A 13419-nucleotide genomic window follows, 5' to 3' on the forward strand; every position below is an offset into this window, starting at 1 on the left:
CCTAGCACCGGAAGAATTTAAAAGTCTGTTGAACCTCTTTGAGAAAAAACAAGCAAAATTTCGTCTTACTAATCATGCGAACATACAGCATGGTTACGATCAGGTGTATGAGGCTTACCAAACTTATTACCGGTATTTCACATCACAAGAAAAGTCCTGGGGGCATGTGTTATCTATCCTTTGGTTCTATGCCTTTTATTCTCCCTCTCTAAGCATAGTACTCCGCTTTCCTCCTTCGTTCGGTTCTCGCCATGCTGCTAAGGGCATGATGAACTCGTGGATCTTTAAGAAATACGAACTTGTTATGAATACGAAGTAGGATGCTTTATCACGCAGCTAATTCATGCTGCGTTTTTTACATATATTCGCAGTCTATATACTCGCACAGACGACTCCCACATGAAGAATCATTCTTGTAAAATAATAAATAGGAAAGCCTTCATTTTCACGTAAAAAAGGGGAAGAACCAACATGTCTAAAACAATCGCTGAGAAGCTGAACCTGCAAAAATATCAAAAAACGGCTGTCTTGCACACACCAGTAGGCGAAGAGAGCTTGGCTGTGCTTACAGATGCTGATCATGAACTGAAAGACGTACAGTATGATATGATCTTTGCTTTTGTACTGGACATGGAGTCTCTGCAGGTGCTTGTGAAAAAGGTAATCGATCAAAGCTATTTGCTAGAGGGAGGGTATCTGTACGTTGCTTATCCCAAGAAGGGAAATAAAGTTTATCCGACTTATATCCATCGCGATGAGTTATTCGAGGGAGTAGGATCTGACGAGGATGGCTATTTGGGAACAAGCAATATCAAATTTAATCGGATGGTCGGCATGAACGAAGTATTTACGGTTGTCGGATTTAAAAATGAGAAAAAGAAGGCAGCTAAAGCTTCATCGAAACCAAGTCAATGCGTCGATGACTATATTCCCTTTGTGCCGAAAATAGAAGATGATTTGCGTGAGGTGCCGAAAGAGCTCGCCTTTTTCCAATCTCTCACGCCAGGATACCAAAGGGATTGGGCACGGTATGTATACAGTGCTGTGCAAGAAGGAACGAGAGCAAAGCGCCGAGCTGAGATGATTGCAGTCTTGGCTGAAGGTTATAAGACGATGGACCTCTATCGCCGGAGAAAATGATAAGGCAAGAGAAACCACTCCATCATCAGGAGTGGCTTCTTTTTATCCTAAAAGCGCCAACAGCTGCTCAAGCCCTTCCTTCAGAGGTGGCTGCGCATGTTTGGTCGCTTTCGCAAGCTTGTCCGCACTTCCGAAAATTCGGTGGATCACCAGCTCACGTTCATAGCTTTCTTTGCCTTTTAACACCTGCACAAGTGCGTCTGCAAGCTCGAGACTGTCGATAGCGATATTTTTGACACGCTTCCCTTCCTCGTTACCACCGAGTAAAACCGAGACGATTACTGGCATATGCTCTGCTTTTACGCCATGCGCTTCAATAAATGTCTCTGCGTAATTGTCCTGCACCAGTTGATGCTCCGAGTCGACCAGCTCCATATAGCGGCAGACCAACGGAAAGTAAGATTCACTGTACAAGCCAAGGCCAAATACAGCGTAGGTGCCTGGCATCACCGATTTTTCACCTGGCTCCACATCACCGTACCACGCGAACTCTTCCATGGCCGTCTCGGCATACTCAGCAATTTTAGGGAACAGGGTCGGATAACTGAGTGCATTTGCAAAAAACTGATGCAGCTTGGACTTCGCTAAATTTTTCATCGGTAATAAATGCTTTTGGCTGCTTTTCAGCTTTAGCTTGTAGCTTTTGGGGAAATCCTGCCGCAAAAGGCTGATCATATAATCCAATGCTTCCTCGTATGCCTTATCTTCCTCAGAGAGGATTCGGATTTCGATCGTCTGCGTAACGTCATTGTTACTGCATTCCACTAGCTCTCCCCGATATTTACTCGTGAATTTTCCACTGCCCACTTTTAAATAATCTGCTGCTTGTTTGGAACCCAGCTGGACGGCGAGCTCCAGATATTTCTGACGGGTATCCGGCTGGGTGATTCCGACCTGCAAAGCCGCATAGAGGAAGAACTCTATCTCCCCGGGATCAACTGCTTGACGCTCCGGCTCCTCCTTTACAATCCACTCGTACCCGTAATCATCAGGGCGAACAAAATGCTTTGGCAGAAAATGATCCTGTGCCCAGCTATTGAAGGCCGAAGTATAATGCCCGACCCATTCGGTTTTGCGTTTTTGGTTCGTATGCAGCTTGTCGGAAAGACGCCGGACTAATGGATCGATTTCTTTCTCTTCCTGTTTTATCAGGTCAGAATTGATCAAGTGTCGAGCGAAGAAGAACATGTCATTTTCATTGGGCAGCACGGGCAGATCGGGGATAATCTTGGTTTGAATAAAATACTCCAGTGATTTTTGGAGCAAAATAAGCTTTGACTCATGCAGTAGCTGGCGATGCAGACTCACTTTGGATCGTTCCCGTTCAAATTCAAATACGACTTCAAATTTGTAATCAAAAAAATGGGGACCGAGTTCATCTGATCGGAAAAGGGTATCTACACGTTGACATAAAGCGGGAAAGAACTCCTGGGTTAGCATCTCATCGGTCAATTCCGAGATGTAAGGACCGGCCTTGCTTTTATATGAGCTGTCGCTCCAAGAAAAGGGTTCATAAATATCGATATGAATATCCCCATCAGCCCAGTTAAATTTCCCTTTTCTCCAAGCGACACGAAGATAATCCTTGATTCCTGCCTGTAACCGGCTTTGGTTCTTCAGAGCATCTATTCTTTGGCGTTCTTTCGCGTAAATCTCAGTGATTTCTTTCCAAACATCATCTAGGAAAGATTCTACATTCTGATTCAATGCTCTATCCTCCTATTTTATTAATTTATTTCCTAATAATTGTAAGGTTTTGTGATCGGGAATTATAGTGTCAAAAGACTGATTCCGTATGCTCAGGGGAATTTCGACAAATGATAAGGGGAAAACGGCAAGCCGGGAGTTGAGTCTTTTTAAAGCTCACAAAAAGGTCGTAATCCCGCCAGTAGTAAGGCTTAACCCTTGATTTTACGTATTTTAGGACCTTGTTTGAATTGTGACAGCTTAATTACAATAGTATGTCATTACTGAAATTTGTCGGCTAATTAATAGCACATTTCTATCAATATATAGCAAATATTTTATTCTAGAGATAAAAGTGTTACACTATATACAGGTTGTAATTATTCCAGAAAAGGTGTGTACTAGGTAGCACTCTGACTTGCAACGGGGCCAGATCAGGAGCCGCCTGCATCTTTTCTCCAAATACCAGCGAGTTAGGACGGTAAAAATGAGTAACAGACAAAATCAATCAGACGTTATCTTAATTGGTGCCGGAATCATGAGTGCGACTCTAGGGTCACTGCTGAAGGAATTAGTACCAGACTGGAAAATTACAGTGTTTGAGAAGCTTTCAAAAGCAGGAGAAGAAAGCTCTAACGAATGGAACAATGCGGGGACGGGACATGCTGCGCTCTGTGAGCTGAACTACACGACCGAAAAGAATGACGGGTCTGTAGACATTAGCAAAGCCATTAAAATTAATGAGCAGTTTCAGGTTTCCATGCAGTTTTGGTCTTACCTTGTGAACAACAAGCTGATCAGTAATCCGAATGAATTTATTATGCCATTGCCTCATATGAGCTTGGTACAAGGGGAAAAGGATGTTTCGTTCTTAAAGAAGCGGTTTGAAGCGATGTCAGATAATCCACTCTTTCAAGGGATGGAATTCTCTGAAGACCCGGAGAAGCTGATGGAATGGCTTCCGCTTGTAATGACAGATCGTACATCGAATGAGCCAATCGCTGCAACAAAAATTGACACTGGAACGGATGTCAACTTCGGTGCGTTGACACGCATGCTGTTTGACCACTTGAAGAAAAAAGATGTCGAAGTAAACTACGAGCATTGTGTTGATAATATTAAACGGATGGGCGATGGCACTTGGGAATTGAAAGTCAAGAACCTTCTTAACGGAAGCGTAGAACGCCATACGGCTAAATTCGTCTTTATCGGCGGTGGGGGCGGAAGCTTGCATTTGCTGCAAAAATCCGGTATTCCTGAAGGAAAGCATATCGGCGGATTCCCAGTAAGCGGAATCTTTATGGTCTGTAAAAACCAGGATGTTGTCGAGCAGCACCATGCAAAAGTATATGGTAAAGCTAAAGTTGGTGCTCCGCCAATGTCTGTTCCTCATCTTGACACACGCTATATCGATAATAAAAAATCGTTACTATTTGGCCCGTTTGCCGGTTTTTCTCCAAAGTTCTTAAAAACAGGCTCCATGCTTGATTTGGTTACTTCTGTAAAACCGAACAATGTTTTGACGATGTTGGCGGCAGGGGCAAAAGAGATGTCACTGACGAAATACCTGATCCAGCAAGTGATGCTATCGAAAGAACAGCGCATGGAAGAGCTGCGCGAGTTTATCCCGAACGCGAAAAGCGAGGATTGGGATTTAGTTGTAGCGGGTCAGCGTGTACAAGTTATCAAGGATACAGAAGCAGGCGGCAAAGGAACGCTTCAATTTGGTACTGAAGTGATTACTGCCAGCGATGGCTCGATTGCAGCGTTGCTGGGTGCGTCACCAGGTGCTTCTACAGCTGTTTCCGTCATGCTTGAGGTAATGAAAAAATGCTTCCCACAACATATAAACGAGTGGGAACCGAAAATAAAAGAAATGATTCCTTCTTATGGCGTATCACTGCTGGAGAACCCAGAGCTTTTAAGCGAAATCCATGCTTCAACAGCTAGGACGCTTGGTCTCAACAGTGAAGTAGCACTCGCCAAGTAGACTTTGCAATAATCATTCATGATCGAAGCGACCTTTATCCCTGAGTTACTTGGGATGAAAGGTCGCTTCTTTTTTTATGCCATTTTCATAGAACGTAGGTCACAAGTTTCATTTTTAAAAGCTCCAAAGGAATTGATTTGAAATATGTGGAAATGGTAAAAGAGCAATGTCTACTGTGCACGTTTCGTTTCGGGAAGCTTTGACAGGAAACAGGAGGAGTAAGCTATGTACGTGGTATCTCAACCAAATCCGCTGTCTGATCGTGGAAAGCAAATGCTTGCGATGCAAGACACCATTTCTCTCCCACCTGGTTACCTCCATTTTTTGCAGCAGTTCGGGGAAGGGACGTATAGAGGATGGATGAATGTTCTGTTACCGGATACTGAGGTGCTTAAACCTTTTGCCGAATACGATTTATGGGAGCACGATGCGGATAGCCCGATTACAGAGCAACAGATCGGACAGTGTGTAGCGATAGGCACAACAGTTGACGGTGACTTTCTGGCGGTGCATCCCCAGACAGCTCAGCTGATCTGGTTGCCCCGGCATGAGGAGTATTTGAGGGCGATTACATTTCAGGAGCGGGAGCAGGAAGACGATGGGACGTACGCCAAGGTGCTGGACGAAATCTATCGTCAAGTATATGGGCGAGACTCTGAGGAAGCCGCGTATTATGAAACATGGACGGGTTCTCAGAGCCATGTTTTTTTGCGCTTGCCGCCGGAACAGGGGCATGTTTCTTTGCCGGAGCTAGCCGAAAAGTGCCGAGGAGTTTATTCTCCTGACTTTTCCATAGAAACACAATATACGTGCAAACTGTTCTACCGGCAGCTGGGCGGCTATATCAGATTTAATTATGCCAACAAACAAGAAGTGGCTGTCATGTATGAACAGGATGCTCAACAGGAGTTTGCCATTATGGAGCAATGGCTCTTATCAAATGGGTGCGAAGCGTATCCTGCATAATAAAAGCTGGTTTTGGTAGAGGTGAAAAGCTTTGGAGAATGATTATAAAGAAATCGATGTCGTACTAGTAAAGATGCAAGAGGTATTAGAGGCGATGCGTGAACAAGATCCTGATTTTTACGCAAAATATCCAATGCAGCTGATTACCGAAGCGGAGGAGCAGGCCATACGAGTCGTTACGGAACAATGGAGTCTGCCCCAGGAATACGTGTACTTTTTAAAGCACTACGTTCCTGAAATGGTTAGCTGGAGCACGGATGAGTATATCAATCTTGATATCTACGGGGCCAAGGACCTGCAGCAAGGTCAATTGGGATACAATTTTAATCCTGTTACAAATGAAGTCATAACAGATTGGCCGAATGACTATCTGGTTATTGCCTCGGATGAGGGCGACCCTTATTGTATCGATCTAGCTAGAGGAGATACTGTCATTTATACTGCTGAGCACGGAACAGGCACGTGGGATTTTTCCATTGCTTATGACAATCTGATTGAGTTTCTTCGTAGTGTCTTAATACCGCGTGGTTTCCAGGAGTGGGAGACAGGCGAAGAATACAATTACTACAAAGTATTTATTACAGGCGCAGGCAGCGATAAGTTAAAAACACTAATGTATATTAAAAAAACGTTCTCCTGCGATTATTCGCAAGCAAGATCGTATCTCGAAGCGGCGCCTTTGCTCGTGTATAAGGGAATTGAACTGGGCGCCGCGAAAATCGAGGAGCAGCTGAAAAGTATCGGTGCGCATTATGAAATGCGTAAAATTGGTTTAGAAGAATTTTTGTAGAGCTAGGCTTGTCGGAGATGAGGTTACGTTAAAAGTAAAAACGATTAAAACTTCGAAACGGTTTATCGCAGCGATCTTCGTACCTGCTGTTACAGCTTACCTAGATCCCGTATTACCATCTCAAGAATTGCCTCGTATCCTTCTTGAGCTCACTCCATACTATAAACGAAATCTACTATACTACGATGATCCTTTGGAAACGTATCATTTTGAAAAACATTAGTTACATTCTTTTTCACCATGTCATAATAAAAAAAACCGTATTTATTATTGTAATCTCTTCCTAAAATAAATACGCCTTCTGCATTATCCCTTGGGTAAAAAGACTTTACTTCTTTAATACCAGGAACATCAAAGTCTGTTATTTCTTTCTTGTCTAGATTCAACATTTTCAATGTTCGAGGTTCAGACGAGCCCATATGAGGATCGGTTGTCATCAAAATTCTATTTGCATCAAGTTGCCGTGTAAGTCTGACTTCAAATTGGTCTGTATGGTATATCGGCTCATAATTTCCGAAATCTAAATCCATCAAATACAAAGTTTTGGGTCTAATATGTGTAACCGCCACAACATTATAGCTTCTCATTACAGAATCGGAAGTAGTAAGACTTAATAATTTATTCGTAGAATAATTATAGGATAATGATTGACACCAGGTATCATCATCATTTGGATTCAGATAAGTAAACTGGTTAGTCTTACGATCAAACATTGCGGGTTGTGTTACCGTAGCGTATTGCGGTGCAACATTTACAAACAATTTATCATCTACTATAAACATATCATTAAAAAGATACTTACCTGAGGTTAATTGTTTGGTATCAGTTGTTTTTAAATTATACTCGTACAAATTATCAGACTCGTCACCGCTAATACTATTGCTAAAATACGCTTTATCGTTTGGAATATCTGCAAAAGCCACTGGATATCCAGCATCTATAGGTATTTTAAATAACTCAGCTATTTTATTTTCCTCAATCGAATAACGGTACAATACCAAGGAAATCCCGTCGTTATCATTTTCGCCATTCGTATATGCTGTAGCTGTTATATGTAGATATTCCCTTAATATACTTTTTTTGTTCACTTCAAGTGCATTTTTCATAGTAATAAAAGATAGTAGAATAACAAACAGAAGGCTACCATACACAATCATTTTCTTTTTCATAACCAAAGTACCCCTAAGCTAAAATTTCGCACATTAAATGTATATCAAGATCTTCAGTTAACTTAAAAAATTAATAAGGTATGCTCTGATCTGAAAATCTCTTGTGATAGCATCTGACGCTAGATAAAGAACGTTCTCCAATAGCAACAATTATTCAGTGATATATTTGAATAAATAGTAGAAAATGTAAATCTATTATGATTATATTTAACATTAAATTGAATGAGATATCAATCTATTTGCCTTTTTCTGGGGAAATCGTTGGTTCAACCTGCCTGACTGATCCCAATCTTTAAAAAAAGCGTATAAAAAGTATAGGACACTAAAACAGCCCCCCATTCTACTACTTTAATTAATTCATTGACTAATTCACCTACATAACGTAGATTTATATAAAACTACATTGCGTAGGTGGATAAAGGGTGAATGGTATGACAAAATTGCAAAGAATGTCCGAAGCGGAAAAACAGATCATGGACATCATCTGGGCTGTGGGACGTCCGATTACGACTTCAGAGCTCCTTACCTTACTACCAGAGGACAAGTCGTGGAAGCAAAATACAGTCATCACATTTTTAGCTCGACTCATGGAAAAGGAGATGATAAAGGCGGTTCGAAGTGGAAAGGCCAATTTCTATCAGCCTCGTATTTCAGAATCGGATTATCAGAAGCTAGAAACAAAACGGTTTGTAAAAGAGGTCCATCGGGGATCGATATCAGGTTTAATCAGCGCGCTTTGCGACAGTGAGGATTTAACAAAGGAAGATATCGAAGCGTTGATGAACAAGCTGAGAGAACAGGCCGAAAAATGATGCTCCAAATATACATTCCATTACTCCTTATGTCCATCGTCGCGGCTTTATTGTACCTGGTTCTCAGGCTATGCATCCGGTTCAAACAGAATCATTTTACAGCTACGTGGCTGTATTATTTGAATGTCCTGGTCTATGCCTTTTACCTCATTCCGTTTTACATGCTATACACCTACTTGGATCGGGATCATGACCTCCTGCAAGCTGCTACAAGCCATTTCGTAGATAGCCCAACCCTAAACACTGTCCTATCCGCTGCTCAACATACTATTACATATCCACCAGATTGGAAGGTCGAAATATTTACTCCCATTCATGAATCCAGCTTTTTTAGCATGCTCTTCATAGAATGGATTCCCTATATGCTTATAGCAGGAACCGTGATATTTCTTGCAGTCATCACGTTTCAAAACAATGCGTTTCACCGCCGAATTTCCCAGTTATGCGAGCAGGCTGATGACCCGATCATCATGAACGAGCTGGCGGTATGCCAACAAAAGCTGGGCATGAAAAAAGAAATCCCCGTCTATTTATCGCCCTACAGCAGTACGCCATTTCTTTATGGGGTAGGCAAGCCGCGAATTGTCTTACCTGCGACTATGGATTTTTCCGAGGAGCAATACCACCAGATTTTTCTGCATGAGCTGACCCACTATAAGCGGCATGACACCCTACTAAAATGCTTGTTCATCGTGACGAACGCCCTACATTGGTTTAATCCGCTGGCTTATTTGGCGAGACGCGATATCGACCGCTATTGTGAGCTGTCCTGCGATGAGAAGATTGTCCAATACATGAACGAGGAGGAGCGAAAACGATATGGCGAGCTATTACTGAGCGTCCTGTGGAATGCGGCTCAGCAAAAAGGCGAGATTTATTCAGCTTTCAGCAATACAAGTAAATATATGGAGAGGAGAATTCAAATGATTTGGGGAAAAAAGCTATTGAAAAGAAAAAAATCAGTCCGTGTCCTTACGATCTGTGCATTGCTTTCCGTTGCCTGCATCAGTATGGCTTTTGCTTATAGTGGAAGCCAGCACGCTATTTTCCAAACGGATGCCAGTCCAAAAGCGTCTGCCAGTAAAGCAGGAGACTATGTACCGGATGAGTCTACGGTTCTCGATGGCGAGGTTGGTACTACAATTCGTCGAGGCGACTTGATTTTTGAACGAATAGAAAACGACAGCCATGCATTTCCTGAAAAGGTAGATGCCGTATTGGCTAATACCTCGCAGAGCCATCTCATCAAAAAGAGTGAGGGAGATGAATATTGTACGATATGGATTAAAAATGAAGGTAGCCGCCATGTCATTTTTACAGAAACCAAAGCCTCTCCGTCTGGAACGGTGATTCCGGGAAGTATCGTGAAAATTCCTGCTCAGACCACATGGACGATTTCTACTCTGCAGCCTTTAACGCCAGGGGAATATTTCGCCAACTTCACATCAGGGCAGGCGATTATGTCAGGGCAGGTAGCATTCACATTTCACAAAGAAAGAGTAGGTGTAGCGTATGAATAAGAAGCCTTTAGAAGGTCAGTCTGAACTGTCCATGAACCTGGAAGAATAACTGAAGCCGTTTCTGTTGATCGAGCATGATAGTGGCAGTACGTCCGTCATTTTGAATGTGGGTACGTATAAGCATGAAGTTTTTCAGACAAGGGCGGAGGAGGGATTTGAAGGCAACGGTTACGATTGGGGCTCACTGGCAGCTGTTTTTCTAGAGGAACGAATGCCCGAGCTGGTCGATGTCGTCCGTTTTGACCCAGAAGGGAGCATGTTCTGCGCTTACTCTAAAGACAGGGAGGCTTTAAAGCAGTTTGTGATCGGATTTAAGGATGCTTGTGAGGACGACGCTCTCATCAGAGATTTATTCTCCCGCGCGGAATTGGATTGATCAAACAGAGGCTGATTATGAAGAAGACACCGGTTTATTTGTACAAAGCAGCTGAGGATCGCGATAAAATCATCGTCCACTATACGAATTTTGGCAGGAAAACCGTTATCCCCAATCATTTTGCAAGGACGGTTTGTATCTTTTCAAAATGAGTGATTTGGCAGACGAGGTTGTTTACGCATACGCGGTAAGCTCTTTTTCAGTAGGCGAGGCGGAGTTTGATAAGACGCGGCTTGAGACACGGGAGCTGGTCCCATTAAACGTAGCCGAGGGACAGGAAATCTTCCGGCGCGTGACGGAGTATTTGCAAAGCAGGATGGAGAGCAGTCAGACTGTACCAGAGCTTGATATGGTGGAAGTGCATGGTGAATATTGCGACATTGCAAGCGAGGAGCTAACCGAGGCGGATTTGCCGGGAGAGATGGCCGGGTGGGAGAGATGGCCGGGTGGGAGAGCATTGCTTGGTTTGCGATGACATTTGATGAGTTCGATTCTTTTGAGGAATGCTTTCAGGCGTCTGACCGGATCGAGCAAACGAACGAGAGCGACGGTGATTTAACTGGCTGCTCATTATGGGATTTACGGGCGTTTCTGCTTATGGAGGAGCGGGGATGTCATCATCGTGGCGATTGGCCCACACCTGAGAGTATGCAGCTTATTTACGCTGTTATTGATGCGATACGGCATAAAATCAAGGTAGCCAATGATGGGAAAACGATGGATTGAGGCTCCAAAAAAGGAAGAAAGCAACGTGCTGTTTAGCCAGTTGCTTTCTTCTCATCAAACGGATTCATGCAAATGACAAGCCAACAAAATCTGCAAAAAGTCATCCGGATTATTAAGCTCCAGCTGTAGTAATTCCTCAATCTTTTTCAGCCGATGATAAAGCGTGTTTTTATGAATATGCAGCTTCTCCGCTGTTTCGATAACGGATTTATCTGATTTTACATACGTGAAGAGCGTTTTTTCCAAATCGTTGTTTTGGGCTTTTTCTGAGCGTAGCGGTGACAAAATATCATTGGCAAAGCTCTCAATCTCAGCAAAGGGCTGTGTCAAAAATAAGCGGTTGACCCCAATTTTTTTATATGTCATGATCCCTGTCTTTTTGCGGTTGATCATAAAAGAAAGAGATTTGCTTGCTTCATCATAGCACTTGGCGATCGAATGAAAGCCTTCATAGGAGGTGCTTAAACCAGCATGGAGCGGCGTTTCCTCCCGATCACCCCATTCCAGCAGATGGGAATGCAGAGAAGATATAACCTGGTCTATTTCATGCGGTGCATTCGTTGAAAAGAGGATGGTCACCTTATTGTGAAACCCAAAGATCAGGGTCCCTTTTTTCGGAATTCGCCGTTTGATACTGGAGATTAAACGATGAATGACGGCTTCCAGAGCTTGTAAATCAGTGTAAGAGACGACCTCCACTACTAAAACCGAAAAAAAGGAATCGGTCTGTAAACCCAGAGATTCTCCTGCTTCCTCTAACAGGCGTGGGTCTTTATATTGCAGCAGGTCAGTAAATAACTCCTGCGTTTTTTTGTAGTAGACTTCCTCTTGGGTTTTCCGCTTTGTCATCTCCAGTGCTAGGACGTTGCTCGCTTGCTCGATGGTCATTTGATCATGAGACGATATCGGTGTGACGAGTGGAATCAGGAAGCATCCGAGCGAAACGCTATCCGAAATGATCGGGTATACGTAGTGATGGACTTCCTTTTGATTTCGGTCAACAATATGGATAGAAAAGGGCTTTTTCTTCGTATGAAGAATGCGGGAAAATTCATCATGACTCACACCGAGCGAGCGCAATGCCTTTTTCGGAAAAAAGGCTGCATCCAGGTTGTCGAAAAAGAAAATCTCACGGTTGATCATGCGGTTTAATTCCTGAATCATGAACGCGATGCTCTTGTTTTGCAGGGAAAATTGCGTCAAGGTTTCATGGATTTCTGCTCTTCGTAAAAGAAGCCTGTTCGTTTCCTCCAATTGCTTCGTTAATTCAGAGATTTCCTCCAGTCGTTCATTTGCTTCTTGATAAAGCTTGGCATTGTGGATCGCAATCGCGGCTTGAGCGGCAAAGCCCTCTAACAAATGCAAGTCATCCTCACTTAACTTACCTTCTGCGTCATATTGTTGTACGGTCATGACACCGATCGCTTTGTTCTCCAGTAAAAGGGGAACAGAGATGAGAGACCTTAATTTGGAGCTGTCACTGGCAGCCTGAATATGGCGGAAATTTTCCGCGGAGAGGTCAGCCATCGCTGCATATATTTCGTCACGCGAATAATAAATTACCGGGGTACTGTCTCGAAACACTTTTCCGGTGATCGATTCCCCACTTTTGACTCTGGTTTGGTCGAGCTTGGAATTAAATCCGACAGCTGCCCGAGACGTCAATTCTTCTGTTACTTCATCATACAGCTGCAAGTATCCGGCATCAGCAGCATGGATGACACTGAGGGCTTGGGTAATAATTTTATTCAAAACGTCCTGAGGCTCGAGCGACGAGGTGATGGAACGGATGCTTTCGATCATGCTTGCGAGCTCAGCGTCTTTCGCTTTCATTTTGTTTTCCATCCCTAAATAGGAAAACATGACATACATGGTCTCAAGCTCGTCGTCGGATAGAGCCATAGTAGGACTGAATAGCTGAAGCAGAGCGCAAGCATCCTCGGCATAAAAGAAGGATACACGCATTTTTTCTAAATCCGAATAAATCTGGATGTTATCGTCACCTGACTTAAAAGGGAGTGGTTCATCCGTTGGTTTTATTTTGTCATTTGTATGAAGTAGTTGAAATTTTTGGTTTCCATTTTCAGAATAAAAGAGTTGAAAAGGAATTTCTTTCATTTTTTTATTGAGATAGAAGTAAAGCTGTTGATTTTGCAGCATGAAAACACCCCCAGATAAGACTAGTATACAATAAACAAGGGGAATTATTGTGCGATCGAACATTGAGATGTTATTGTCAGATAG

Annotated in this window: 12 protein-coding genes; 9 read left to right on the forward strand and 3 right to left on the reverse strand. The window is 43.0% G+C overall.

Going from position 1 to position 13419, the window contains the following annotated elements:
* Positions 1 to 471: 471 nt before the first annotated feature.
* On the forward strand, positions 472 to 1140 hold the full coding sequence (locus tag SB752_RS21445; protein ID WP_410717576.1) for a YdeI/OmpD-associated family protein: 669 nt from the start codon (positions 472 to 474) through the stop codon (positions 1138 to 1140).
* Between the two features lie 42 nt (positions 1141 to 1182).
* Here the strand turns inward: SB752_RS21445 and SB752_RS21450 are convergent, their stop codons facing one another.
* Complete coding sequence (locus SB752_RS21450; protein WP_410717577.1) at positions 1183 to 2847, reverse strand: DUF6138 family protein; 1665 nt, start codon at positions 2845 to 2847, stop codon at positions 1183 to 1185.
* Positions 2848 to 3271: 424 nt separating this feature from the next.
* On the opposite strand from SB752_RS21450, the gene SB752_RS21455 reads away from it, so the two are divergent.
* From SB752_RS21455 to SB752_RS21465, 3 genes are all read left to right on the forward strand, one after another.
* Positions 3272 to 4816: a malate:quinone oxidoreductase gene (locus tag SB752_RS21455; RefSeq protein ID WP_410717652.1), complete on the forward strand. Its 1545-nt coding sequence runs from the start codon at positions 3272 to 3274 to the stop codon at positions 4814 to 4816.
* A 225-nt stretch (positions 4817 to 5041) separates the two neighbouring features.
* Positions 5042 to 5782, forward strand: a complete 741-nt coding sequence (locus tag SB752_RS21460; protein WP_410717578.1) for a hypothetical protein — start codon at positions 5042 to 5044, stop codon at positions 5780 to 5782.
* 31 nt (positions 5783 to 5813) lie between these two features.
* Positions 5814 to 6572 (forward strand): SMI1/KNR4 family protein, encoded by a 759-nt coding sequence (locus tag SB752_RS21465; RefSeq protein WP_410717579.1) that lies wholly within the window; start codon positions 5814 to 5816, stop codon positions 6570 to 6572.
* Positions 6573 to 6721: 149 nt separating this feature from the next.
* On the opposite strand, the gene SB752_RS21470 is transcribed toward SB752_RS21465, so the two are convergent.
* Positions 6722 to 7741, reverse strand: a complete 1020-nt coding sequence (locus SB752_RS21470) for a hypothetical protein (RefSeq protein ID WP_410717580.1) — start codon at positions 7739 to 7741, stop codon at positions 6722 to 6724.
* A gap of 431 nt (positions 7742 to 8172) precedes the next feature.
* Here SB752_RS21470 and SB752_RS21475 point away from each other — a divergent pair, with 431 nt between their 5' ends.
* The 5 genes from SB752_RS21475 to SB752_RS21495 all read left to right on the forward strand — a co-directional run bounded on the left by SB752_RS21475 (position 8173) and on the right by SB752_RS21495 (position 11175).
* Positions 8173 to 8553 carry a BlaI/MecI/CopY family transcriptional regulator gene (locus SB752_RS21475; protein WP_410717581.1) on the forward strand — a complete coding sequence of 127 codons (381 nt, stop codon included), beginning with the start codon at positions 8173 to 8175 and terminating at the stop codon, positions 8551 to 8553.
* Positions 8550 to 10073 (forward strand): M56 family metallopeptidase, encoded by a 1524-nt coding sequence (locus SB752_RS21480; protein ID WP_410717582.1) that lies wholly within the window; start codon positions 8550 to 8552, stop codon positions 10071 to 10073. The genes SB752_RS21475 and SB752_RS21480 overlap by 4 nt, the downstream gene beginning before the upstream one ends.
* A 64-nt stretch (positions 10074 to 10137) precedes the next feature.
* A complete protein-coding gene (locus tag SB752_RS21485) occupies positions 10138 to 10449 on the forward strand; it encodes an immunity 51 family protein (protein ID WP_410717583.1) in 312 nt (103 codons plus the stop codon).
* A gap of 133 nt (positions 10450 to 10582) precedes the next feature.
* Positions 10583 to 10924, forward strand: coding sequence for a hypothetical protein (locus SB752_RS21490; RefSeq protein ID WP_410717584.1), 342 nt, complete (start codon positions 10583 to 10585; stop codon positions 10922 to 10924).
* Positions 10888 to 11175, forward strand: coding sequence for a hypothetical protein (locus SB752_RS21495; protein WP_410717585.1), 288 nt, complete (start codon positions 10888 to 10890; stop codon positions 11173 to 11175). The genes SB752_RS21490 and SB752_RS21495 overlap by 37 nt, the downstream gene beginning before the upstream one ends.
* A 54-nt stretch (positions 11176 to 11229) precedes the next feature.
* Here the strand turns inward: SB752_RS21495 and SB752_RS21500 are convergent, their stop codons facing one another.
* Positions 11230 to 13335 carry a helix-turn-helix domain-containing protein gene (locus SB752_RS21500; protein ID WP_410717586.1) on the reverse strand — a complete coding sequence of 702 codons (2106 nt, stop codon included), beginning with the start codon at positions 13333 to 13335 and terminating at the stop codon, positions 11230 to 11232.
* Between the last annotated feature and the right edge of the window lie 84 nt (positions 13336 to 13419).

The sequence above is a fragment of the Brevibacillus sp. SIMBA_040 genome (assembly GCF_046535075.1).
Taxonomy (GTDB): Bacteria; Bacillota; Bacilli; order Brevibacillales; family Brevibacillaceae; genus Brevibacillus.

Excerpts from the sequence above, each read along its gene's own strand:
- SB752_RS21445 (WP_410717576.1), top strand. The coding sequence starts at position 472 with ATGTCTAAAACAATCGCTGAGAAGCTGAACCTGCAAAAATATCAAAAA.
- SB752_RS21460 (WP_410717578.1), top strand. The coding sequence starts at position 5,042 with ATGTACGTGGTATCTCAACCAAATCCGCTGTCTGATCGTGGAAAGCAA.
- SB752_RS21470 (WP_410717580.1), bottom strand. The coding sequence starts at position 7,741 with ATGAAAAAGAAAATGATTGTGTATGGTAGCCTTCTGTTTGTTATTCTA.
- SB752_RS21475 (WP_410717581.1), top strand. The coding sequence starts at position 8,173 with ATGACAAAATTGCAAAGAATGTCCGAAGCGGAAAAACAGATCATGGAC.
- SB752_RS21480 (WP_410717582.1), top strand. The coding sequence starts at position 8,550 with ATGATGCTCCAAATATACATTCCATTACTCCTTATGTCCATCGTCGCG.
- SB752_RS21495 (WP_410717585.1), top strand. The coding sequence starts at position 10,888 with ATGGCCGGGTGGGAGAGCATTGCTTGGTTTGCGATGACATTTGATGAG.
- SB752_RS21500 (WP_410717586.1), bottom strand. The coding sequence starts at position 13,335 with ATGCTGCAAAATCAACAGCTTTACTTCTATCTCAATAAAAAAATGAAA.